Raw genomic sequence first — 23,477 nt, 5'->3', positions numbered from 1 at the left:
TATTATAGGTTTATTCTATGCCGAAATAATAATAATAAAAAGGTTGACCTCCATATATAAGGTCAATAGAGTACTCTGGATATCGTTCTTTTATTTTTAATAATAAATTCTCTGCTTCTTCCTTTGTTATATCCTCTCCATAGTATATACTTATAAGCTCCGAAGTTTCGTCTAAAAGTAAATTTAAAAGATCTAAAGAAATCTCGAAAATATCATCTCCTGCTACTTTTACTTCATCATTAGCTAAGCCAATGAAATTTCCTTCTTTTATAACTAATCCATTCAAAAAGGAATCTTTTATAGCTCTTGTTATCTCCCCTATTTTAATTTTTTGCATAGCTTTCTCCATTTTTTCCTTCACAACTTCCCAAGTATCTCTTGGATTGTAATCATACAGAGCTCTGATACCCTCAAGGACATGTTTTGTAGGAATAATAACTACCCTATCTTTATGAATATTCTCTAATTGCTTTGCTGCTAAAATCACGTTTTTGTTATTAGGTAAAATAAAAACTTTTCTTGCTCGAACCTTTTCAACCGCATTAGAAAGAGCCTCTACACTAGGATTTAACGTTTGTCCCCCATTTATGATTATATCTACCCCTAAACTCTTAAATATTTCGTTTATTCCCTTTCCCCAAGAGACAGCTACAAAGCCAACATCCTTCAATGGTGTTTTTTCGTCTTCAGAAATTTCTTCTCTTAATCTCTCTTCATGTTGCTCAGCCATATTATCAATCTTTATTCTCGACAAACTCCCAAGTTCTAATGCTCTCTCAAGTACTAATCCAGGATGATTAGTATGAATGTGAACTTTTAAAAGACCAGGGGCCTCTGAAGTTACTATACTATCTCCTTGAGTTTCAAGCCATTTCTTAAAGTTTGTAAAATCAACGTTTTCATGAGAATTTATTATAAATTCAGTACAATATTGATAAGTTAACACATAACTTTCTAAGACTTCTTTTTCGGGTTTTTCTTTTATTTCCACTGTAGGTTTCTCTTTCTCTTCCAACTTTAATTCAACTCCGGAAAGTGCCTCATAAAAACCAGTCCAGATCCAAACAAGTCCCTGTCCTCCTGCATCAACCACTTTTGCTTCTTTCAATATAGGTAATAAATTAGGAGTATTTAGAAGGGATTCTTTAGCTTTTTCAAGGGTTCTTTCCATTATCTTTAAAATGTCTTGAGTTTCCCTTAATGCTAATACCGCTTCTTTTACTCCATCTCTTAATACTGTCAATATAGTTCCTTCCGTAGGTTTAAGAACTGCCCTATAAGCAACTCTTGTTGCATTTTGCCAACTCTTAACCCATATTTTGGCATCTATTTCATCACAATTTTTAATAACTTCGCAAAATCCCCTTATAATCTGAGAAAGGATCACTCCAGAGTTTCCTCTTGCTCCCATTAAGGATCCTCTTATTGCTGCATCGGCTATGTTTTTTATAGTCAAGTTTTTTACTTTTTTAATTTCATTCAAAGTAGACTGCATAGTATAAAGCATATTAGTTCCGGTATCCCCATCAGGCACAGGAAATACATTTAGCAGATCTATTTCTTCTCTATGTTTTCCTAACTCATAAGTGGCATACTCAAAAAGCTTAATTAGGAGATTAGTATCAATCTTATATAAACTCATCATACCTCTTCTTCCCACACTATTGGTTCTTTTTCTTCTTTAACCCTTATACCCCACACATTTACATTTATCTCTTTCACATTAAGACCTGTGGTTCTTTCTAAACTCCACTTAATTCTCTCCATAACATTATGCGCTACTTCTGGGATTCTAACACCGTAAGCTACAATTATATAAAGATCAATTTTTATACCATCTTCATCTATTTCCACTCTAACTCCTCTGCTAACTTCCTCTAACTTTAACAACTCACTTATTCCATCAGCAATATTACTCGCTGCCATTCCTACCACGCCATAACTTTGAAGAGTAGCAATACTCGCCAAAGTTGCAATTGCACTTGGGGATATTTCTACCCATCCAAGCCCTGTAAAGTATTTTTGCTTATTCTTTTCTTTCTTAGATATAAAGTCTTGGATCCAACGCATCTCTGAGACCATCTCCTAAAAGATTAAAACCAAACACTATTATCATTATAACAAGACCTGGAGCTATTGGGTACCACCAACAGCTCCTTAAATAGGCAAGTCCTGCCTGTACCATAGACCCTAAACTAGGAGTAGGAGCCTGAACTCCTAATCCTAAAAAGGAAAGCCCTGCCTCCAACATAATCATACCACCCATTCCAATGGTTGTCTCAATTATAATCGGAGATAAAGCATTGGGCAATATATGTCTGAAAAGAATTCTCCAAGTAGAAGCTCCAATTGCTTGAGCAGATGCGACAAAATCTCTTTCTCTCAAACTGAGTACTTGTCCCCTCACTATCCTTGATACTCCTGCCCATCCAATAATTGCTACCGCAATATATAAGTTTTGGATTCCAGTACCCAAAGTAGAGACAACAGCAATAACGAACAACAAAAATGGAAAGGCAAAAAGGATTTCAACAATTCTCATTATTAGATCATCAATCCACCCTCCATAAAAGCCTGCAATAAGGCCTAAAACTGTTCCAAGTGAGATAGAAATAAGTTGTGCAAAAAAAGCAAATTGCAATGAAATTTTAGTCCCATATATAATCCTACTTAAGATATCTCTTCCAAATTCATCAGTTCCCAAAGGATGCTCCCAACTTGGAGGTTGTAAAGCATTTGAAAGGTCAACTGCATTCCATGAATAGGGCGTAAGGTATTGAGCGAAAAGAGCAATTATGACAAAGAAAATAACTATTCCAAGTCCTAACAGAGCAAGCTTGTTTTTAGACAATCTCTTCCAGGCGATTCTCCATAAACTTCTTGGCTTTCTATCCTCTTTTAGTGCTTTAGCTTTAGCTGCCATACTCTAAACCTCCAAAATTACTCATACCTTATTCTGGGATCTATTAAAGCATAAGATAAGTCCACAATCAAATTTGCCAAAATATAGATAAGAGCTATAACAATAACCCCACCTTGAAGTACAGGAAGATCTCTATCAAGTATAGCCTGAACAACTAATCTTCCTATTCCTGGCCATGCAAATATGGTTTCAGTCAAAACTGCTCCAGTCAATAGATCTCCTACTACCATACCCGCATATGTTACTACAGGAATTAAAGCATTACGTAAAGCATGTTTAAATATAACTTTTGATTCTGGCAATCCCTTAGCTCTTGCTGTTGTAATATATTCCTGTCTTATTACTTCTAACATGGAAGATCTTGATAATCTTGCAAAATAAGCTGCGGGTCTTGTTCCAAGGGTTATAGCAGGAAGTATTACTGCTTTAATACCATACTCAGAGATATAACCACCTAAGGGTAACCATCCCAAATTAAAACCAAAAATCAAAAGTAAAATTATTCCTACCCAATATACAGGAGCTGAAACCCCTAATAAAGCAACAACCATAGCGGTATAATCAAATAATGAATACTGCCTTACTGCAGAGATAATACCTGCAGTAACTCCTAAAAAAACCGCTATTATGAAGGCAAAAAATGCAAGTACAGCTGTTGCTTGTAATCTCTCCCCAATAGATACAATTACTGGAATATTGGTCTTAAAGGATCTACCAAAATCTAATCTAACTATCCTACCTAAAAAGAGAAGGTATTGTACAGGAAGAGGTTTGTCTAATCCCCACATCGCTCTAACCCTTGCTATGGTTTCAGCATCTGCCCTCTGTCCAGCAATAAGTCTTGCTGGGTCTCCTGGAGCGATGAAGAATAGAATAAAAGTTATTAGAGTTACACCTATAAATACTGGTATAGCTTGTAGTAATCTTCTTATTATATACCTTAACAACTTTGTCCTCCTTTCTTAAATAAGATAAGAGGGAGGAGAACTTCTCCTCCCTCAAATATTTATCTACTACTTAGAAAGCCACACTACTCTGTATCTTACTCCAGAGATTCCTGTTAATGGATCTAAGTAGAGTCCATGCACCCAAGGCTGATAAATAACTTGGGAAATATAGTAATAGATAGGAACTATCGGACAATCTTCAAGAACTATTCTTTCAGCCATTTCATAATATTTAGCTCTTACAGACCAGAGGGTCTCAACTCTTGCCTTGTTTGTATATTCATCTACTTTTGGATTCTTATAGAAACTATGATTCCCCTCAGGTCCAAAGTTAGAAGAATTGAAGAGAACCCATAAGAAGTTATCTGGGTCAATATAGTCTGCTACCCACCCAAGCCTATAAACAGGAAGCTCTCCTTTATCAAGGAGATCAAGATATACTGCCCAGTCATAGTTCTGCAATTTAGCATTTATACCAATCTTTTGAAGATCAGCCTGAATTGCCTCCATAATCCTTTTATGTGCCACACTACTATTGTAGTAAATAGTTATTTCAGGAAGTCCTTTTCCATTTGGATAACCAGCCTTTTCAAGAAGTTTCTTAGCCTCTTCAACATTATAGCTAAATTTTTCCTTTGCCCAATTATAATTGGCTTTACTAAACCCTGGCATAGATGGTGGCAATATGGTATAAGCCACCTGAGCTCTGCTTCTTCTAATAACTTTTACTATTGCTTCTTTATTTATTGCGCGGGTTATAGCTTGTCTCAAATATTTGTTATCAAAGGGCTTCTTCTGTACATTAAATCCTAAATAGTATATCCCAATCATGGGTTTCTCTAAAATATATGGTTTATACTTTGGATCATTGCTTACCCTATCCCACTCTGGATCTGGTATACCAGTTATATCAAGTTGTCCTTTTTCAAAATTCATAAAGTCAACATTTTCATCGGGAATTATCATCCACTCAATAGCATCCACATAGGGACGCCCACGGAAATACTTTGGGTTTGCTTTCAATCTTACTTTCACATCATGTTTCCATTCATCAAACATAAAAGCTCCAGTTCCAACTGGTTTTGTTGCAAAATCTTTTCCAAGCCTTTCTACTTCTTCCTTAGGCACAACCCAGAAGCAGGAATAAGTTAAAGTAGAAAGAAATGGAGCAAAAGGTCTCTTAAGAGTAATTACAAGAGTATATTTATCCTTTGCTACTACATCTTTAATGGGTTCTGCAAAGCTCGCTCTTGGAGAGGCAGTCTTAGGATCCATAATTCTCTTGATAGAGTAGACAAAATCTTCTGCTGTAACATTTCTACCATTGTGGAAGTATACATTATTATTTAAGTAAAAAGTGTAAACTATGCCATCTTTAGAAATAGTCCATCTTTTGGCTATAGACCCTACTACTTTCCCATCTGGATCATACTCCACTAAACCGTCAAAAATTTGCCTTGCTACCTCATCGGAAGCAGTGTCTGTTATCATTGCGGGATCCAAAGTTGGTGGATCATTAACAAGGCTTCTTCTTAATACACCACCATACTGAGGTGTTTCTGCGGAAGAGATTCCTGCCAATAAGAAAATTAAAAAAACTAACAAAACCACCAAATAAATCTTACGCATCTCTGCTAACCTCCCATTCCTAAAATTTTTAGTGAATAACAAAGATAAGCACAGAGGTTATCATAAATAATACAGCAAGGACCACTGTTGCTTGTTTCAATCCCTTCTCCATCTGCCTTTTTGCTTTATAAAAAGTTGTCTCTCCACCCCCAATAAAACCTAATCCTTCTCCAACCTCTGACTGAAAAAGTATCACCGCTATCATACCTATGGATACTAAAAAATGTAAAATATAAAGCACAATAGTCATAATTTCTTATTCACCTCTTTTCTAACTTCTAACTATATCCCAAAAAGACTGCGGTTTTAAACTCGCTCCACCAACCAAAGCCCCATCAATCTCACTCTGAGCTAAGAATTCCTTAATGTTTTGGGGATTTACACTTCCACCATATTGTATCCTCACCTTTTGAGAGACTTCTTCATCATATATTTCAGAAATTATTCTTCTTATTAGTTTTGCTACTTCATTAGCATCTTCCCCTTTTGCAGAATGACCTGTTCCTATGGCCCAAACTGGCTCATAGGCTATTACAATTTTTTCTACTTTTTCTTTTTCCAAACCTTGTAATCCCTTCTTTACTTGCTCAGTAATAACTTCCTCTGTCTTTCCCTTTTCTCGCTCTTCCCATTTTTCTCCCACACAAAATATGGGTATTAGCTCATACTCAAATGCAGATTTAAGCTTTTTGTTTATCATATCATTAGTCTCAGAAAAATATTGTCTTCTCTCTGAATGCCCTATTATTACATAACTACAATTTAAATCCTTAAGCATTATAGGAGAAATTTCCCCTGTGTATGCACCTTCCTTTTCCCAAAACATATTTTGAGCACCAAGCTTAATGGGAGTGTCTTCAAGAAGCTTATTTGCTACATATAAAGATGTGAAAGGTGGACATATTACAATCTCCTTTTCCTCATAACCTTTTGAAAGTTCTTTAAATTCTTTTATAAAACTCTCAGTTTCCGCACAAGTTTTATACATTTTCCAGTTAGCAGCAATAATTTTCCTTCTCAATTTATTCCCTCCTACAACAAAGATTTATATCAATCTTGCCAATTGAAAAGCGCCCTTTTTAATACCCACTCTGATTTTTCCCAAATTTGCTCCTTTACTAGAAACTACCACAAGTATTGCAGGCTTTCCCTCTAATGGTACTATAAATACTGCTCCATCCTCAAAAATTATGACCATCTCCCTTGTGGAACCCTTTGCAAGTTCCATTCCTATCATTTCTGAAGCTCTCAAACTTCCTGAAGCAACCGCTGCTAATGACTCAGTATTTGAACTATCCTTCGCAACACTTTCAATAAGGAGACCATCATCACTTACAAGTACAGAGACCTGCACCCCATCTAATTTTGATATTTCTTCTAATGTTTCTCTTATACTAGCCAATTTCTCCCCCTCTTTAATTTAGTTATTTATCTTGTAAAACTGCTACCCCTGGCAGTTCTTTTCCTTCTAAGAATTCAAGAGAAGCTCCACCACCGGTAGAAATATGAGTAAATTTATCTTCTAAACCTAACGTCTGTATAGCTGCAGCACTGTCTCCTCCTCCTACAATACTTACACAATTTCTATTCTCAGCTATCGCCTCTGCTATTTTGCGAGTTCCATTTGCAAAAGCAGGAATTTCAAATATTCCCATAGGACCGTTCCAAATTATAGTTTTTGCCTTTAAAATTTCTTCCCTAAAAAGTTCAATTGTTTTCGGTCCAATATCAACCCCAATATCATCTTTTTCAAATTTATCTATATCCTTTATAGAGGTAGGAGCATCTTCTTTGATTTCTTTTACTACTACAGCATCCTTTGGAAGCAAAAACTGAATTCCTCTTTCTTTTGCCATATTCATAATCTCTCTTGCAAGATCAAGCTTATCCTCTTCTACTATGGATTTTCCAATTTCATAACCCAAAGCCTTCAAAAAAGTAAACATCATTCCGCCACCAATAAGAAATCCATCTACTTTATTCATTAGATTCTTTATAACTCCTATTTTATCCGATACTTTTGCTCCACCAAGAATACATATAAATGGTCTTTCTGGAGATTCTAAAGCTTTTCCCATAATTTCGATTTCTTTTTTCATTAAAAGCCCTGCTACACCAGGAATATATTGAGCAACACCTGCGGTAGAGGCATGAGCTCTATGGGCGGTTCCAAAAGCATCATTTACATATAAATCTGCAAGGCTTGCAAGTTTCTTAGCAAATTCTGGATCATTCGCTTCTTCCTCTTTATAAAATCTTATATTCTCTAATAGTATCACATCTCCTTCTTTCATGTTTGAAATTTCTCTCTCCACTTCTTCGCCAATACAATCATTAAGTTTTTTCACAGGTTTGCCAAGAAGTTCACTTAATCTCTTAGCTACTGGGTCTAATCTTAAATCATCCTGAAATCCTTTGGGTCTTCCAAGGTGAGATACTAAAATTACCTTTGCACCCTTATCCATGAGATATTTTATAGTTGGTAAGGCCTCTCTTATTCTTCTATCATCAGTAATAACTCCGTTCTTCAAAGGTACATTAAAATCAACTCTTACAAGAACCCTTTTACCTTTTAAATCTTCATCTCTTAAATCTAAAATCGTCTTTTTAGCCATTAAAAAAATCCTCCCTTCCTTTATAGATTTATATTATAGAAATATACAATCTTTTGTCAATTTTTAAAACTCCTTTGAGTTTATAAACCTCTCCATAATAAAATCCGCTACCTTAAAAGGATCATGTCTTACTAAGTCTCCTTCATTAATAAAATCCCCAGCTAAAATATCAACCCCAAGACTTCTAAGATTTTCCAAGTCGGGTTCCACAAAATCTGCACCTTTTTCTCTATATCTCTTTAATACTTCTTCGGAGGGTCTTTTTGTATTTACTAAAACATATCCAATAGGATTAAATCCCATATGCTCCACAATTGCTCTTAAGTGATCTGAAGCCTTATAACCTAAAGTTTCACCCGGTTGAGTCATAACGTTACATATATACAAAATTCTCTTGTTATCTATATTTTTTAAAGTATCTTTAATCTCTTCTAAGAGCAAATTAGGAATTATGCTAGTGTAGAGACTTCCTGGGCCTATAATTATCAAATCAGATTTTTCTAGGGCTTCTACCGCCTCAGAAGTTGCTGATATATTCACATCAGTATCTATAGGCACCAATTCTATCTTTCTTATTTTGCTTTTTCCATAGGAAGAAATAGAAGTCTCCCCTAAAATTATAGATCCATCTTCAAAATAAGCCTTTAGTTTTACCCTTTTCAAGGTTGAAGGCAAGACTCTCCCTCTTATAGCAAGAACTTTACTTGTTTCTTTAACCCCTAAAAGAAAATCTCCTAAAATAGCCGACATAGCTACCAAAAAAAGATTTCCAAAGGAATGATCCTTTAAATCTCCATTAGTAAATCTATACTGAAACAACTTTGCCATTAAAGACTCCTCATCAGCTAAAGCTACAAGACAATTTCTTACATCCCCAGGAGGAAGTACTCCTAAATCCTTACTTAATCTACCCGAACTTCCACCATCATCACTCACAGTTACAATAGCGTTCAAATCTAAATTGTACCTCTTTAGTCCTCTCAATATTGTAGAGAGGCCTGTTCCACCACCTATAACTGTTAAAATTCTGCGCCCTTCCATATTATTATTTTAATATATGAACATCTTTCTCTATATCCCTATGAAGGAGATGAGTATTATACTTTGGAGCTAAATAGAAAAATATCTCATCAGCTATTACTACTGCTCGGTGTCTTCCTCCTGTACAACCTATTGCAATATTAAGAACTGTTCTTCCTTCTTCCTCATATAGAGGTATCAAAAAGTCAAGCAGTTTCTTTATATGTTCAATGAAATCACGTGCTTCTTTTTTACTTAACACAAAGCCTCTTACCTCTTCAGACTTACCAGAAAAAGGTCTAAGTTTTGGATCATAAAAAGGATTAGGTAAAAATCTGACATCAAAAACCAAATGAGCATCAATAGGTACTCCATACTTAAATCCAAAGGAAGTTATTGTAATTAGAAAATTAGGCTTAACAGTCGTATTTAATGAGGTTACTATTTTTAATATTACTTCTTTAAGCTCCTTTATAGAGAAATCAGAAGTATTTACAATATCGGTAGCTAAATTTCTAATCTCCCAAAGTTTTTCCTTCTCAAGCCTAATACTTTCAAGAATAGTTCCCCCTTCTTTTAAAAGAGGATGTATTCTCCTGGTCTCGTTATATCTTTTAACTATAACCTCATCTTTGGCTTCTAAAAAGAGGATTTTATATGGAATATTTCGAGATTTGATTATCTCTACCATCTCTTTAAAGCTTTCCAAAAAATTTTCAGTGCGTATATCTATTACTACCGCAAGGCCTGAAATTTTACCATTTGTAGCTAAACAAAGATCAATAAGGGTAGGTACTAATTTTGGAGGTATATTATCTACACAGAAGAAACCAAGATCCTCCAAAATTCTTAAGGATTGTGATTTTCCAGCCCCAGATAATCCTGTTATTATAAATACTTGAAAATCCATAAGTCACCTGTAAAATACGCTTATTATTTTATATAATACTATAATATCATATTTTTTGAAGGAGGAACTAAAACTAAAAACTATGAAAAACAAGTATGTGAAAGAGATAAAAATAAGTGGAAATAAAAAAAGAAAAAATTTTATATATGTTCTTCTGGGGATTTTCAGTTTTATCTTGATTCTTTTGGTTGGAGTTTCTATTTACGTATTGACGGTAATTAGAGATATACCTCCAATAGATAGATGGGTGGAGATCAAACCAAGCCAAACCACTATAATCTATTCCATAGACAATAAGATTTTAGGAAGACTGTATAAGGAAAATCGTATATATGTTCCACTCTACAAAATATCTCCTTATCTTCAGCAAGCAGTAGTAGTCTCAGAAGACAAAGAATTTTATACTCATTCAGGAGTAAGCATAAGAGGATTAGTAAGAGCAATCCTTGTGGATCTTTTACATTTAGAAAAAAAACAAGGAGGAAGTACTATTACCCAGCAAGTTGCAGAGCTTCTTTTTCTGTCTCCCGAAAGGACTATAAATAAAAAGATCAAAAAAATTTATATAGCTACAAAATTAGAGAAATATTTTACAAAACAGCAAATTCTTGAAATGTATTTAAACTTAATATATTGGGGACATGGGAATTATGGGGCAGAAGCTGCCTCCCAATACTATTTTGGAAAAAGTGCTTCTGATTTAACTATACCAGAATCTGCATTACTCGCAGCTATCATTCCTGCTCCAGAACTTCTTTCTCCTTATAAAAATCCCGATAAAGCTTTAATGCTAAGAAATATAGTAATTGAGAAACTGTATCAAGAGGGTTATATAAACCAGGCCGATTATGAAAAGTCAATCAAAGCACCTTTAGGAATAATTAAGAGAGATGATGATTCTCCTCAGGCAAAAAATATTGCTCCTTATTTTTTTGATTATGTCCTAAAAGAGCTAATAAACAAATTTGGAAAAGATATGGTGTATAGCGGTGGACTTAAGGTCTACACTACCTTGGATACGAATCTCCAAAGCTACGCAGAAGCCTCTCTTAAAAAGATCATTGAACAATATGGTAAAAAGTATAAAGTAAGTCAAGGTGCATTGCTTGCTATTGATCCTAACACAGGATACATAAAGGCATGGGTTGGAGGGATAGACTACTCGAAAAGTCAATTTGATAGGGTATCTATGGCTGTAAGACAACCTGGTTCTGCTTTTAAACCTTTTGTATATCTCACCGCTATACAAAAGGGATTTAAACCATATGATCTTATTGAAGAAAAAGAGGTAACTTACACTTTTAACAAGAAAATATGGAAGCCTAAGAATTATGATGGAAAATTACATGGAACAATCACCCTCCAGGAAGCTTTAGAAAATTCATACAATCTAGCTACTATTCTCTTGCTGGAAGAAGTAGGCGTTGGAGATGTAATAAGAAATGCAAGAAAACTTGGTATAGAAAGTCCCCTCGAACCAAGTCTTGCTCTTGCCCTTGGCACTTCTGGAGTTACCTTATATGAATTGGTAAGAGCCTATTCTGGATTTGCAAATGGTGGGAACAGGATAACCCCAATAGCTATTTTAAGGGTTGAAGATTCAAAGGGAAATATTTTATATAACAGTGCCCCAGAACTTACCCCAGTAATAGAGAAGGATGTGATAGCAACTCTTGTTAAAATGATGAAAAGAGTGATCACTAATGGTACTGGAACCAGAGCGAATATTGGAAGGCCTGCTGCAGGTAAAACAGGAACTACGGATGATTACAGAGATGCTTGGTTTATTGGTTTTACTCCTGATCTTTGCGCTGGAATTTGGATGGGTAATGACGATTATACCCCAACTAACAAGGTTCCTGGAGGATTACTGCCCGCTATGACTTGGAAGGAATTCATGCAAAATGCTTTGAAAAATATACCACCAAGAGATTTTGACTTTCTCATAGAGTCTCAACCTATCCCTCAGGAACAAACTCAAAAAGAAGAGACTCAAACAGAAACCTATACTCTAACCTACACCCAATAATAGTTATTTATGTCTCCTAATTAACTCTTCAATAATCTCCCTAAATTCCACATTTTCCTCTATAAGAGAAACAAGAAAATGAAATAATAAATCTGAAGCTTCGTATATGAATTCATCCTTTTTCCCGTTCATTCCAGCAATTATAGTCTCAATAGACTCTTCCCCTAATTTTTGCAGGATTTTTTCTTTTCCCTCTCTAAAAAGTTTTGCTGAATAAGAATTTTCAGGAAGAGTTTTTTTCCTTTCTCTTAAAAGATTTTCAAGGTGAAAGATAAAACTTGCTCCTCCTTTCAAAGATCTATAGAAACAGCTAAAATTTCCAGTATGACAAGCAACGCCTATCTGTTCCACAAGAAGGAGTAAAGTATCTTTATCACAATCTACTGCTATATCTACCACTTTTTGATAATTACCAGAGGTTTCCCCCTTATGCCACAAGGTTCTTCTACTTCTACTATAATACCAAGCTTCTCCTGTTTCTATGGTTTTCTTTAAAGCCTCCTCATTCATATAAGCATGCATTAATACTTTTCCTGTCTTGTAATCCTGCACAATCACAGGAATAAGTCCTTTTTCATCAAATTTTAGATCTTCAATCAACTCATTAATTTCTAATCTAATCTCACCCATATTCCCTTCTCCCTTAAATATCTTTTAACTTCAGGAATAGAATAAGTGCCAAAATGAAAAATTGAGGCAGCAAGAACTGCATCGACACCAATTTTTAATGCTTTATATAAATCCTCCAAAGATCCCGCACCACCAGAAGCTATTAATGGAAGATTTGAATAACTTAAAGCATATTCAAGAAGCTCATAATCGTATCCAGAAAGATGTCCATCTGCATCTATACTAGTTAAAAGAATTTCACCAGCTCCTCTCTTCTCTACCTCAATTACCCAATCTTTAAAATCAATCCCAGTAGGGACTTTCCCACCTTTTATATATACTTCCCAAGATTTTTTCCCTCTCCTTTTTACATCAATGGCTACTACAAGACATTGACTCCCAAACTCTGAAGCAATCTGATTTATTAGATCGGGATTCTCTACAGCCGAGGTATTTATAGAAACTTTATCAGCTCCTGCCTTTAGAAGTCTCCTTACATCCTCTATGTTTTTTATTCCACCACCTACTGTCAAAGGAACAAAAAGCTCTGATGCAACATCGGTAACCACATCCACAAAAGTACTTCTTCCCTCTTCACTAGCAGTTATATCAAGAAGTACTATCTCATCTGCTCCCTCTTTTTCGTATCTTCTTGCAAGTTCTTTAGCATCACCCACCACTCTTACATTTATGAAACTTGTCCCCTTTACTACCTTCTTCCCAATAGTATCAAGACAGGGAATTATTCTTTTAGCCAGCATTTATAATATCCTCTGCCTCCTCCCAGTTAATTCTCCCTTCCAAAAGAGCTCTTCCTATTATTACCCCTTTTATCCTTTCTGTTTCTTTCCAGATATTTTTAATCTTAATTATATCTTCTATAGAAGATATTCCCCCCGCTATCCAAATATCATAATCATGAAGCCTCAAAAAAGTCTTAATATTTTCCACATTTATCCCTCTTAAGGTACCATCCCGGGATATATCTGTAAAAATTACTTCCTTTACTCTAAGAAGGTCAAGTTTATCTTTAATATTTCTCCATTCTACAAAATCCTGCCATCCCTTGATCCCTACTCTTCCATCATACCAATCTATGCTTGGAATTATTTTCTCTTTGTATTTTGAGAAAAGATCAGAAAGATAACCTAAATCTTTTTCTAAAATACTACTTACAATCACCCTCCATACTCCCCAATTTATAGCCTCTTCAATTTTTTCCTTATCTCTATATCCCCCACCTACCTCCACAGGAATTGAAACATTTTTTATTATCTCTCTTATTATATTTTTGTTCTCATCGATTCCATCAATGGCACTCTGAAGATCAATAAGATGCAGAGCTTTTGCTCCTTTCTTTTCCCAATATTTAGCAAGATCTATTGGATTATCAAATTCAAGAATAATCTTTTCTTTTTTACCAGTCTCCATTCTCACTACTTTAGATTTATAAATATCAATAGCAGGAATAATTAACATTTTTGGATTTCCTCCAGTACATTACTCAAAAACTTTACTCCCTTATCACTACTTTTTTCTGGATGAAATTGTACCCCAATGATGTTATCCTTTACAATAAAGGATGGAAAAGCTATCCCATACTCGGTAAATCCATAAATAATATCCTCTTTTGTATCCACATAGTAAGAATGGACAAAATAAAAGAAAGATCTATTAGGGATGTTTTTGAAAAAGGTACTCTCTCTTTTTAAATCTACCTCATTCCAACCAAGATGAGGAATCTTATTCACTGGAATTTTCTTAACCTTACCTTTAAATAATCCAAAACCAGGAACACCTGGTGCTTCTTCGCTTTCCTCAAAAAGTATTTGCATACCAAGACATATTCCAAGAAAAGGTTTCTTTCTCAAGAGTTCCCTAAAAATTGCATCCTTTTCTTCATTTCTTAAGTTTAGCATTGCCTGTGAGAAATTTCCCTGTCCAGGAAACACAAGAAGATCTGCCTTTTCCCAGTCTTTAGGATTATTACTTACTATAGGATCAATACCAATATATTTAAAAGCCTTAATTATACTGAATAAATTTCCTGCAGCATAATCCACAATAAGTGCTTTCACCATATCTTCCCCTTTGTAGACTTAAGATTAGGTACCTCTTTTGAAGCTTCCCCTAAAGCAAGACCCAAAGCTTTAAAAATAGCCTCCTCAATATGATGTAAATTTTCTCCTGAGAGCAACCATATATGTAAGGTTATCTGAGAATTATTTACAAATCCTCTCAAAAACTCCTTTATAAGTCTTCCATTTAAAATCCCCTTGTCATCTCTTATCTCCAAATAAGGCCTTCCACTTATATCTACTACTGCCATAACTAGGGCTTCATCCATAGGAACAATTTTACTCGAAAATCGCAAAAAATTAGAATTAGAAACTGCGCTATAAAACGCCTTTCCCCACACTATACCTGTATCCTCTATGAGATGATGAGGATCTACCTCAACATCTCCCTTAGCCATTATCTCCACATCCCATTCTGCATAAAAGCAAAACGCAGAAAATAGGTGTTTATAATAAGGGACAGGAAAATCTCCTAAAAAAGATCCACTTCCATCAAGGTTCAATAATATTTTCACATAAGTCTCTTTTGTTTCCCTCTCAATCTCCGATTTTCTCATATACACACCTCTTTTAATACTCTTATGAAAATATCGTTTTCCCTTCTATCCCCAATGGATACTCTTAGACAATTTTCAAGAAGGGGTTCTTTACTAAAATCTCTTAGAGCTATTCCTTCTTCTTCGCATTTTTTCAATATTTCATATATCTTTTTAGACCTAAACAAAATAAAATTTGTTTCAGAAGGATAAACTTTTATGTCTTTAAGTCTTTGCATCTCTTCAAACACTCTATCCCTTTCTCTTTTAATAATTTCTATTCTATTTTTTAACAAATCCCATTTTTCAATTAACCTTTCCCCTGCTATCTGTGTAAAAACATTCACATTATAAGGTAGCTTGAAATTGTTCAAATACCCAACAATTTTGGAATTAGAAATCAAATATCCTAACCTTATACCTGCGCCAGAAAAAGCCTTAGAAAAGGTCCTTAAAATAATCACATTAGGAAATGTTTCTGTGTGAGACAAAAAAGTTAAGCCAGAAAATTCATAATAGGCTTCATCTATTAATATAATTCCTGGAAAATCTTTAATCTTCTCAAAATCTTCCTTTTTTAACAAAAAATTTCCGGTAGGATTGTTAGGATTAGTAATCACAAGAATTTTAGGGTTATATTGGAAATAATTTTTTAGCAAATCAAAATTTAAAGAAAAATCTTCTTTATTCAGAAAAACCTTTATTATCTCTATTTTTCTTTGCTGTAAAAGTTTCTCGTAAAGAGGAAAAGTAGGTACAGGCAATATAACTCTATCTCCTTCTTCAAGGAATCCATTAAAAACCAGTTGAATCAGTTCTCCAGAACCAGTACCCACCAAAATATTTTCTGCAGATAAATTTAGAAATTCTGCTAATTTATTTCTTAATCTTAAAGACTGCCCATCCGGATACCTATTCCAAGGAGTGTTTAATAATTCATTAAGAATCTCTTCCTTTATCTCCTTAGGGATATCATAAGGATTCTCATTTCTTGAAAGCTTAATAGGCAAATCAGGAACATTAGCCTTATACCCTACATAATTACTTTTCAAGAGTTTTTCTATATTCAATTTCTTCACTCCTCCTTATAGTTTCTTAAACTCTTTTCATGCATATAGAAACCTTCCTCTCTTGCTATGATACTTCCGTATTCCGCAAGTATTTTTTGCTCTTTTGCACTAAGCTTTACAAAGCTTATTCTCTTTAAAAAAGAATTAACAGAAAGCCCTGACGAAAACTTTGCAGATCCGCCTGTAGGTAAAATATGACTCGGCCCTGCAATAAAATCTCCAAATATGGAGGAATGGTTTATAAATATGGCTCCAGCATTTTTGATATATGGGATATGTCTCTCCCCTGAAAAATCAATAATCTCAAGATGCTCTGGGGCAATTTGATTTATTAAATTGATAGCTCTTTCCTCATCCTCTTCAATTATCAGAAAGGAATTTTTTATTGCTTCTTTCAAAATATCACCTCTTCCCGATCCTTCAACTTCCTCTTTAATTAAGCCCATTACTTTATCAAGTAATTCTTCAGGTAAGATCATCCACCCCCTATCATAAGGAGAGTGTTCTAACTGAGCCAAAAAATCACACACTATTTTTCTCAGATTTAGATCTTTACCTCTATAATTAATCCACACTAAAATCTCACTGGGACCAAATATCCCGTCAATATTTACATCTCCAAAAACCCTCTTCTTAGCAAGGGCCACATATAAGTTTCCAGGTCCAATAATCATATCCACCTTAGGAATAGACTCTGTACCATAAGCAAAAGCTGAAATAGCATGAGCTCCGCCAAGAACATATAACTCCTTTATGCCAAGAAGTCTTAAAGTATATAATAAGTTTCTATCCTCTCTTTTAGAAGGGGGTGTCGTTACATATAAATTTTTGACTCCAGCAATCATAGCAGGAATAAGCCCCATAACTACTGTAGAAGGATAAGAAGCCTTTCCACCTGGAACATAAAGAAGCACACTGTCCACAGGCACAATTAGCTGCCCTAAAATACTTTCCCCATCTTTATAAAACCATGAATTTTTATATTCATGGATATAATAATTTTTAACCCTTTCAATCATTACCTTAATTGCTGTAGCAAAATCATTAGATAAATCAATTTCCGGGACACTTATTTTGAACCCATATTTTTTAGAATCGTAGTTATCAAATTTTAAAGAGAAATTATGAAGAGCTAAATCTCCTTTGGTCCTAATCTCTTCTACAATAAAATCTACCTCTTTTTCTACTTCTTTAACTTTTGACTCCTCCATTCTCAAAAGTTTTAAATTAAAATCCAGTCCCTTAATTACATTTATCATTTAATTTTCTCACCTCTTTTACAAAACTCAAAATTTCTTTCCGAAGATATGCAAAACTTACCACGTTCGATATTAAACACGCAGAAGACTCAAACAATACTTCTTTAACTTCAAGTCCATTATCCCTTAATGTCTTCCCCGTCTCCACTATATCTACAATAAGATCTGATATATTTAAAATAGGACCAAGTTCTACGGAACCGTTAAGTTTAATAATCTTAATTTTACCCCATCTGTTTTCAAGAAGTTTCTTAGTAATATTTTCATACTTAGTAGCAATTCTAATCTCCTTTCCATTTCCTTTAAGAGAAACATAAGGATAACCTGCTATAACCATTTTACAATAACCAAAAGGAAGAGAGATCAAATTAACCACATTTTTTTCTTGTTCCCAAATTACATCCCTTCCAATAATTCCAAGATCTACTACTCTTTCCTCAACATACAAGGGAAGATCCCAAGGTTTGGCGAGGAATACCTCAAATCTTTCCCCATGTATCCTCAACTTACGCCCCTTTTCTTCATCAAGAAGTCTATCATCAAAATTTCTTAAAAAATCTAATGCCTGTTCAAGCATTCTTCCTGTAGGTATTGCAACCCTTATCATTCTAACACTCCCTCATCCTTAGGAATGAATACAGAAATTATACCTTTTTCTCTTTCCTTGCGCATATCCTCATAGATCCTTATAAATTGTTCCTCAGGATAAACAAAATACCTTATATTTTCCTCCAAAAAAGTTCCATTAACTAACTCCAATAGTTTTTCTTCTACAAAAGCAAACCCAAATCCATATAGAAGTTCGTTATATTTATTCCTTTCAATATAACTTCCTCCACCACCTAAAGATGTTTTAGAGTTTTTCAAATAGACTTCAAAAATAATCCCATCATAGTATTCGTAAGGTCTCATTAAAGCAGGGTTAACTATGAGTTTATCTTCTTTAAATCCTAATTTAACGAGAAGCTTTTTAAAACTATTCAAAAAATTAATCTCATCTCTAAGAGAAGAGTTTAAAAAAACACAATCTTCATCACAACTGTCATAATAAAAGAGGTTCAAAATCTCACTTTTAAGCTCAGAATTGGATAGATCTGATTTATCTAAAAAAGATACATAATCTCTCTTAACAAGAAATTCTCTTAGAGATTTTACTTTCTCCTCATCCTTTATAAACCTCAAAATAAAATCCCAAATTTTAGTATTTCCAAGCTCAATAATGTAATCATCTACTCCTATATCCTCAAAAACCTCCTTGATAATAAGAAGGACTTCCACATCTCTCCAAAGCGACGGTTTATAGATCAGCTCCCAACCAATCTGGTAATTCTCTTCTACTTCTCTCCCATTTAATTTAAAAATTGGTCCCATATAAAACATTCTCTTAGGAATCTTGTCATATCTTATAGACTTTAATATCTCTCGAGTAATTTCAGGTCTTAAGGCTAAAAACTTTCCATTTTTCTCAAAATAAATAAGGTTTTCCTTTCCCCAAATATCTTCATATAAGATGGGTATTCTTATTTCATTATAACCCCAAAGCTCAAGTCTTCTTCTTATAATCTTTTCTAGACTCTCTCTTTTCATTTTCCTTTATCTATTTAATAATTTAAAGTGGTAAAATTATATAGTACATAAAAATTTTTGTCAAGAATAACTTTTAAAAGTATAATTTCTAATATGAGGAAGATAATGTTTAAACTTGTATTCTTTATATGCCTATTATTGTTTATCTCTCCATCTTTTACTGTCGAGAAATTCAATATAGCCCCTAACGCTACTTACGAAAAGGTGGTAAGGGATAAATTAGTCTACCATATAACTAAGGTAGATATGGATCCCCTTTTGGAGATAGAAACAATTATATCTCAAAACAGATTATCTGAGATTCTCAAATATAAAAACTACGATCTTATAATAAATGGTAATTTTTTTGATCCAAAAACCTTTGAACCTGTAGGATTAGTAATTAAAAACGGAGAATTAATACACCTTCCTATAAAAAGAGGAATCTTTGGTTTGACCTTTGATAATAAACCTATAATTGATATATTTAACATTAATTTAAAGATAAAAGTTGATGAGAATATAATTCCTATAAACGCTATTAATTCTCCAAGGGGTATAGACGGTATAAATATATTTACAAGATATTTTGGAAAAGAGACTCAAATTAGAGAAAATGCCTCGGCTGGAGTTGATATCGAGGTAGCCCTTGAAGATAAGATTCCCTCCTTAGGTAAAACAAGTGGAGTAATAACAAATATCTACTATGGGGTTAAAAGAACTCCTATAAAAGAAAATACATGTATTATATCTCTTGGAGGTACCTCTTTAAAATATCTTCCCCTATTTTCTGTAGGAAAAAAACTTGAAATCATCAGTGAATGCACTCCCCAAATACCCTTAAAAGAAGCCATAGGCGGAGGACCAATATTGCTCAAGAACAAAGAAATAGTACTTGGAAAGACTGAGGAATTACCTTTTGATGACAATATTGTAAATTCAAGACACCCAAGGACCATCATAGGTACAAAAGAAAATAGTATTTATTTTATTGTTATTGAGGGAAGAAAAGAAAGCTCCATAGGTGTAACCCTTAAAGAGTCATGTGAAATTCTTAAGGAAATGGGGATTTCTGATGCTATAAATATGGACGGCGGAGGATCAAGTCAGAAGTTAATATGGGGAAAATTGATGAATCAAGAAATAGAAAGACCAATACCTGTAGCCTTAGGGATTAGAAATGTCTATCCTTATACACAGCCTAAATACTTAGCTTTTACAGAAAATGATGATATTTATATCAAAAAAGGGGATAAGATAAAAGTAGAACTACTACTTCAGGATGAAAATTATCACCCTTACCCTATTGATACTTCTATGCTAACTTGGACTTTTTCAAACCCTATATTAAATTTTGACATAAGTAATATGACCTTAGAGGGAATAGATTTAGGAGAAAGCCTATTAACCTTGAACTTAAATGGGTTAACTACTACAAAAAAAATATTCGTATGGGATTTTGTAAATTTAGAAATCAATACAGGAAGAGATCAATTCTTTCTTGGAGATACTTTTATCCCTAAAGTGTACGTGGTAGATAACTTCAATAGAAAAATAGAACTTCCTATTGAGAATTTAAAATTTGACCCAAAATTTTTTATAAAAAACAGAGAAAAATTTACTGCCATAAATGTTGGAAAGACCAACTTAGAATATACTTTTAATAATCTATGGGTTTCTGTTCCCATTGAAATATTTGATAAAAAGAATATAATCTTTGAGGACTTTGAGATTGATAAAAATTGGATTATAAAAGGTAAAAATTATGATATAAGTTCTACCACTTATACCCTAACCAGCGATTCTTATTCCGGAAATAGCGCCATCTCAGTTACCTATTCTTCGCAGACAAATAATTCCTTTATATATTTGGAACTAAACATTTTAGTACCACAAAATATAACAAAATTCTCTATTTCCCTAAAAGGAAGTGGTGAGGGCTGGATTAGAGCTTTATTTTATGATAACGATAATCAACCCTGGGTTATAGATATAACAAATACCTCAAGTTTTGATTTTCCTAAATGGACTGTTGTAGAAAGAGACTTAAAAGATTTAAAACCCTTAACAAGTAAAGTGCTTGTCTCACCCGTGTTTCCAATAAAATTGGAAAGTATTTATGTTGTAGGGCTAAATCAAATGGGAGTAAAGGGCAAACTGATAATTGATACTATCAGATTTTATTAGCTTTTAGGTTGTTCAAATAAAAAAACAAGTAATCAATTCCAGCTATCAAAGAAATTACTAAACCTATTAGAAATACAACATTTTGAAAAGGGATACTTAAAAGAGCCATTAGTATGGATATGGATATTAATACCATTGCCAATTTACCGTATATTTTAGATGAGATAATCTCCACCTTCTTTATTAAGAAGAAAAGACCAACTAAAAGCATTAAAAATTCTTTAGTAAGAAGGATCAGTACTCCCCATAGGGGAAGAATATTTTTGTACCCTAAATATACTAAGCTTATTATAACAATAAGCTTATCTGCTATTGGATCAATAATTTTGCCAAGTTCTGACGTTTGGTTTAACTTTCTTGCTAAATAACCATCCAAAATATCACTTATAGCAGCAATCCCATAGAGAATTGCTGCTATAAAAAGTTTTTGAGTAAGTAAGAAATACGTATAAAACGGTATTATAACCAATCTTATCAAAGTAATTATATTAGGTATAGTCATCTTAGATTTATCACCTATACAAAGCTAATAATGCTGCTCCAATACCACCTGCATCTTCTCCAAGCTCTGCCCATGAAAAAGTAACTTTATCCCTAAAACTTGGCAAAACCCTCCTATAAAACTCTTCTCTCATGGGCTTTCCTATATATTCCCTTACATTTGCAACTCCTCCACCAATTACAATCTTCTCTGGATCTACAATATGCACGTAATTAGCAAGAGCAATTCCTAAATAATACCCTGCGTGATTGAAAATATCAATAGCCAATTTATCTCCCTGCTCTGCCGCCTGATAAATAGTCTTAACTGTTACCTCTTCAAGATTACCATTGCAAAGGCCCCATATTAAACTATCAGTATGTTGAGGGAGAATACTTCTTGCATATTTTTCTATGCCTGTTCCAGAGGCTATAGCTTCTATACACCCTCTATTTCCACACCCACAAATAGGTCCGTCAGGGAGTACTGTGATATGCCCAAACTCACCCGCCATCCCATGAGCTCCAATCCATAATTTCCCATTAAGTACGATACCTGAGCCTATGCCTGTTCCAAGAGCTACACAGATCATAGTTTTTGTACCTCTCCCTGCCCCCACGAGCCATTCTGCCCAAGCAATAAGGTTAACATCATTCTCTAAATAAGTAGGAACATTAAAATATTCTTCTAATTCTCTTCCCAGAAAAACTTCTTTCTTCCATTCATCCCCCAGATTAGGAGCATACAAAGTAGATTTCTTTTCTCTATCCATAAGACCTGGAAAACCAATTCCTATTCCTTCAATATCCTTTTCACTCACTCTACCTTGCTGTAATACATTATGAATCATATCCTTAATCTTATTTATAACATAATCTTTTCCCCTATCCGCCTCAGTAGGCTGTTTATCCCTACCTAAAACCTCTCCCTTCTCGTTAACAAGAAGTACATTAATTTTAGTTCCTCCAAGATCCACTCCTACAGCCTTACGCATAATTACCTCCTCATCTTCCTATAATAAATTCAAAATCATATTTTTGAAGTGAATTTTCCCAGAAAACCTCAGGTATTATAAATCTTAGAGGATACTTAACATAAGGAGTATAAAAAGCTAAAATTCCACTGACCCTTGCACCAGGAAATACCTTACCATCTTTAAATTTTAAGAGTTCGTATGTTTTTATAAGTTCATTAATCTTTTTTTCTTCATCATTGCTACTCAGCAAGAGAGAAAAACTTGGTGGTTCATTGCTCTTAAAAGAAACTTCAAAGGAAACTTTTGGCGCTCCTGTAGATTGATAATAAAACTCCCTTATAGGCATGTACTGTCTTCCATTAGCAGATATGATCACTGATTTACCTAAGGGATAAATCCAAATACCTTCGTTAGAATTGTTTATTACCTCTAAATTTAAAACCATTATATCTTGAGATAGACTGTACCATTTAAAGTCTCTTATTATTTCAACATTTATAGTAACTCCATTTATGGTTGTACTTTGTGGAAAAACCTGAATAGGTCTTATACAGCCCCCAACGTATAATAACAAAATTAAATAAAGAGACAAAAAAAGTAACCTTTTTGTTTCTACCTTCATCTTTATTCACACCTCTAAAA

At 34.0% G+C, this 23,477-nt stretch carries 25 protein-coding genes; 2 read left to right on the top strand and 23 right to left on the bottom strand.

Annotated features, from left to right (window positions below; all coding sequences use genetic code 11):
* Positions 1-10: 10 nt before the first annotated feature.
* The 11 genes from DTUR_RS05855 to rapZ all read right to left on the bottom strand — a co-directional run bounded on the left by DTUR_RS05855 (position 11) and on the right by rapZ (position 10,044).
* Positions 11-1,645, bottom strand: coding sequence for a DAK2 domain-containing protein (locus DTUR_RS05855; RefSeq protein ID WP_012583500.1), 1,635 nt, complete (start codon positions 1,643-1,645; stop codon positions 11-13).
* Entirely contained in the window at positions 1,642-2,070 is a 429-nt protein-coding gene (locus DTUR_RS05850) for an Asp23/Gls24 family envelope stress response protein (protein ID WP_012583499.1), read from the bottom strand. Before DTUR_RS05850 ends, DTUR_RS05855 begins: the two co-directional genes overlap by 4 nt.
* Positions 2,042-2,923, bottom strand: a complete 882-nt coding sequence (locus tag DTUR_RS05845; RefSeq protein WP_012583498.1) for an ABC transporter permease — start codon at positions 2,921-2,923, stop codon at positions 2,042-2,044. The genes DTUR_RS05850 and DTUR_RS05845 overlap by 29 nt, the downstream gene beginning before the upstream one ends.
* 17 nt (positions 2,924-2,940) lie before the next feature.
* On the bottom strand, positions 2,941-3,870 hold the full coding sequence (locus DTUR_RS05840; protein WP_012583497.1) for an ABC transporter permease: 930 nt from the start codon (positions 3,868-3,870) through the stop codon (positions 2,941-2,943).
* A gap of 66 nt (positions 3,871-3,936) precedes the next feature.
* Positions 3,937-5,499 (bottom strand): ABC transporter substrate-binding protein, encoded by a 1,563-nt coding sequence (locus DTUR_RS05835; protein ID WP_012583496.1) that lies wholly within the window; start codon positions 5,497-5,499, stop codon positions 3,937-3,939.
* Positions 5,500-5,527: 28 nt separating this feature from the next.
* Positions 5,528-5,749 carry a preprotein translocase subunit SecG gene (gene secG, locus DTUR_RS05830; protein WP_012548001.1) on the bottom strand — a complete coding sequence of 74 codons (222 nt, stop codon included), beginning with the start codon at positions 5,747-5,749 and terminating at the stop codon, positions 5,528-5,530.
* A gap of 21 nt (positions 5,750-5,770) precedes the next feature.
* Entirely contained in the window at positions 5,771-6,520 is a 750-nt protein-coding gene (gene tpiA / locus DTUR_RS05825; protein ID WP_012583495.1) for a triose-phosphate isomerase, read from the bottom strand.
* Between the two features lie 24 nt (positions 6,521-6,544).
* Positions 6,545-6,901: a roadblock/LC7 domain-containing protein gene (locus DTUR_RS05820; protein ID WP_012583494.1), complete on the bottom strand. Its 357-nt coding sequence runs from the start codon at positions 6,899-6,901 to the stop codon at positions 6,545-6,547.
* 22 nt (positions 6,902-6,923) lie between these two features.
* Positions 6,924-8,114, bottom strand: coding sequence for a phosphoglycerate kinase (locus DTUR_RS05815; protein ID WP_012583493.1), 1,191 nt, complete (start codon positions 8,112-8,114; stop codon positions 6,924-6,926).
* A 63-nt stretch (positions 8,115-8,177) separates the two neighbouring features.
* Complete coding sequence (locus tag DTUR_RS05810; protein ID WP_012583492.1) at positions 8,178-9,155, bottom strand: gluconeogenesis factor YvcK family protein; 978 nt, start codon at positions 9,153-9,155, stop codon at positions 8,178-8,180.
* Positions 9,156-9,159: 4 nt separating this feature from the next.
* A complete protein-coding gene (rapZ, locus tag DTUR_RS05805) occupies positions 9,160-10,044 on the bottom strand; it encodes an RNase adapter RapZ (RefSeq protein WP_012583491.1) in 885 nt (294 codons plus the stop codon).
* An 82-nt stretch (positions 10,045-10,126) separates the two neighbouring features.
* On the opposite strand from rapZ, the gene DTUR_RS05800 reads away from it, so the two are divergent.
* The gene (locus DTUR_RS05800) at positions 10,127-12,073 is read left to right on the top strand and encodes a transglycosylase domain-containing protein (protein ID WP_012583490.1); all 1,947 of its coding nucleotides are present in this window, start codon (positions 10,127-10,129) and stop codon (positions 12,071-12,073) included.
* 3 nt (positions 12,074-12,076) lie between these two features.
* Here DTUR_RS05800 and hisIE read toward each other — a convergent pair whose 3' ends face one another.
* The 9 genes from hisIE to DTUR_RS05755 are packed head-to-tail and all read right to left on the bottom strand — an operon-like array spanning position 12,077 to position 19,212.
* Complete coding sequence (gene hisIE / locus DTUR_RS05795) at positions 12,077-12,703, bottom strand: bifunctional phosphoribosyl-AMP cyclohydrolase/phosphoribosyl-ATP diphosphatase HisIE (protein WP_012583489.1); 627 nt, start codon at positions 12,701-12,703, stop codon at positions 12,077-12,079.
* Positions 12,685-13,443 carry an imidazole glycerol phosphate synthase subunit HisF gene (hisF, locus tag DTUR_RS05790; RefSeq protein WP_012583488.1) on the bottom strand — a complete coding sequence of 253 codons (759 nt, stop codon included), beginning with the start codon at positions 13,441-13,443 and terminating at the stop codon, positions 12,685-12,687. Before hisF ends, hisIE begins: the two co-directional genes overlap by 19 nt.
* Positions 13,433-14,161, bottom strand: coding sequence for a 1-(5-phosphoribosyl)-5-[(5-phosphoribosylamino)methylideneamino]imidazole-4-carboxamide isomerase (locus tag DTUR_RS05785; protein WP_012583487.1), 729 nt, complete (start codon positions 14,159-14,161; stop codon positions 13,433-13,435). The genes hisF and DTUR_RS05785 overlap by 11 nt, the downstream gene beginning before the upstream one ends.
* On the bottom strand, positions 14,155-14,763 hold the full coding sequence (hisH, locus tag DTUR_RS05780; protein ID WP_012583486.1) for an imidazole glycerol phosphate synthase subunit HisH: 609 nt from the start codon (positions 14,761-14,763) through the stop codon (positions 14,155-14,157). The genes DTUR_RS05785 and hisH overlap by 7 nt, the downstream gene beginning before the upstream one ends.
* Positions 14,757-15,317 (bottom strand): imidazoleglycerol-phosphate dehydratase, encoded by a 561-nt coding sequence (locus DTUR_RS05775; protein WP_012583485.1) that lies wholly within the window; start codon positions 15,315-15,317, stop codon positions 14,757-14,759. Before DTUR_RS05775 ends, hisH begins: the two co-directional genes overlap by 7 nt.
* Positions 15,314-16,375, bottom strand: a complete 1,062-nt coding sequence (gene hisC, locus DTUR_RS05770; RefSeq protein WP_164931013.1) for a histidinol-phosphate transaminase — start codon at positions 16,373-16,375, stop codon at positions 15,314-15,316. The genes DTUR_RS05775 and hisC overlap by 4 nt, the downstream gene beginning before the upstream one ends.
* A complete protein-coding gene (hisD, locus tag DTUR_RS05765; RefSeq protein WP_012583483.1) occupies positions 16,372-17,625 on the bottom strand; it encodes a histidinol dehydrogenase in 1,254 nt (417 codons plus the stop codon). Before hisD ends, hisC begins: the two co-directional genes overlap by 4 nt.
* Positions 17,609-18,232: an ATP phosphoribosyltransferase gene (gene hisG, locus DTUR_RS05760; protein ID WP_012583482.1), complete on the bottom strand. Its 624-nt coding sequence runs from the start codon at positions 18,230-18,232 to the stop codon at positions 17,609-17,611. The genes hisD and hisG overlap by 17 nt, the downstream gene beginning before the upstream one ends.
* Positions 18,229-19,212, bottom strand: coding sequence for an ATP phosphoribosyltransferase regulatory subunit (locus tag DTUR_RS05755; protein WP_012583481.1), 984 nt, complete (start codon positions 19,210-19,212; stop codon positions 18,229-18,231). The genes hisG and DTUR_RS05755 overlap by 4 nt, the downstream gene beginning before the upstream one ends.
* A gap of 105 nt (positions 19,213-19,317) precedes the next feature.
* Between DTUR_RS05755 and DTUR_RS05750 the strand changes: the two genes are divergently transcribed.
* Positions 19,318-21,378, top strand: coding sequence for a phosphodiester glycosidase family protein (locus DTUR_RS05750; protein WP_012583480.1), 2,061 nt, complete (start codon positions 19,318-19,320; stop codon positions 21,376-21,378).
* Here the strand turns inward: DTUR_RS05750 and DTUR_RS05745 are convergent.
* Genes DTUR_RS05745 through DTUR_RS05735 form a run of 3 tightly spaced genes read right to left on the bottom strand, consistent with a single transcriptional unit; the run spans position 21,365 to position 23,457 of the window.
* Positions 21,365-21,880 (bottom strand): CDP-alcohol phosphatidyltransferase family protein, encoded by a 516-nt coding sequence (locus DTUR_RS05745; RefSeq protein WP_012583479.1) that lies wholly within the window; start codon positions 21,878-21,880, stop codon positions 21,365-21,367. The two genes, DTUR_RS05750 and DTUR_RS05745, sit on opposite strands and share 14 nt — an antisense overlap.
* Before the next feature lie 10 nt (positions 21,881-21,890).
* Positions 21,891-22,853, bottom strand: coding sequence for an ROK family protein (locus DTUR_RS05740; protein ID WP_012583478.1), 963 nt, complete (start codon positions 22,851-22,853; stop codon positions 21,891-21,893).
* A 10-nt stretch (positions 22,854-22,863) separates the two neighbouring features.
* The gene (locus DTUR_RS05735; protein WP_012583477.1) at positions 22,864-23,457 is read right to left on the bottom strand and encodes a lipoprotein; all 594 of its coding nucleotides are present in this window, start codon (positions 23,455-23,457) and stop codon (positions 22,864-22,866) included.
* Positions 23,458-23,477 lie beyond the last annotated feature (20 nt).

Source organism: Dictyoglomus turgidum DSM 6724 (assembly GCF_000021645.1).
Taxonomy (GTDB): domain Bacteria; phylum Dictyoglomota; class Dictyoglomia; order Dictyoglomales; family Dictyoglomaceae; genus Dictyoglomus; species Dictyoglomus turgidum.
This window is presented reverse-complemented; position numbering and strand designations above follow the sequence as displayed.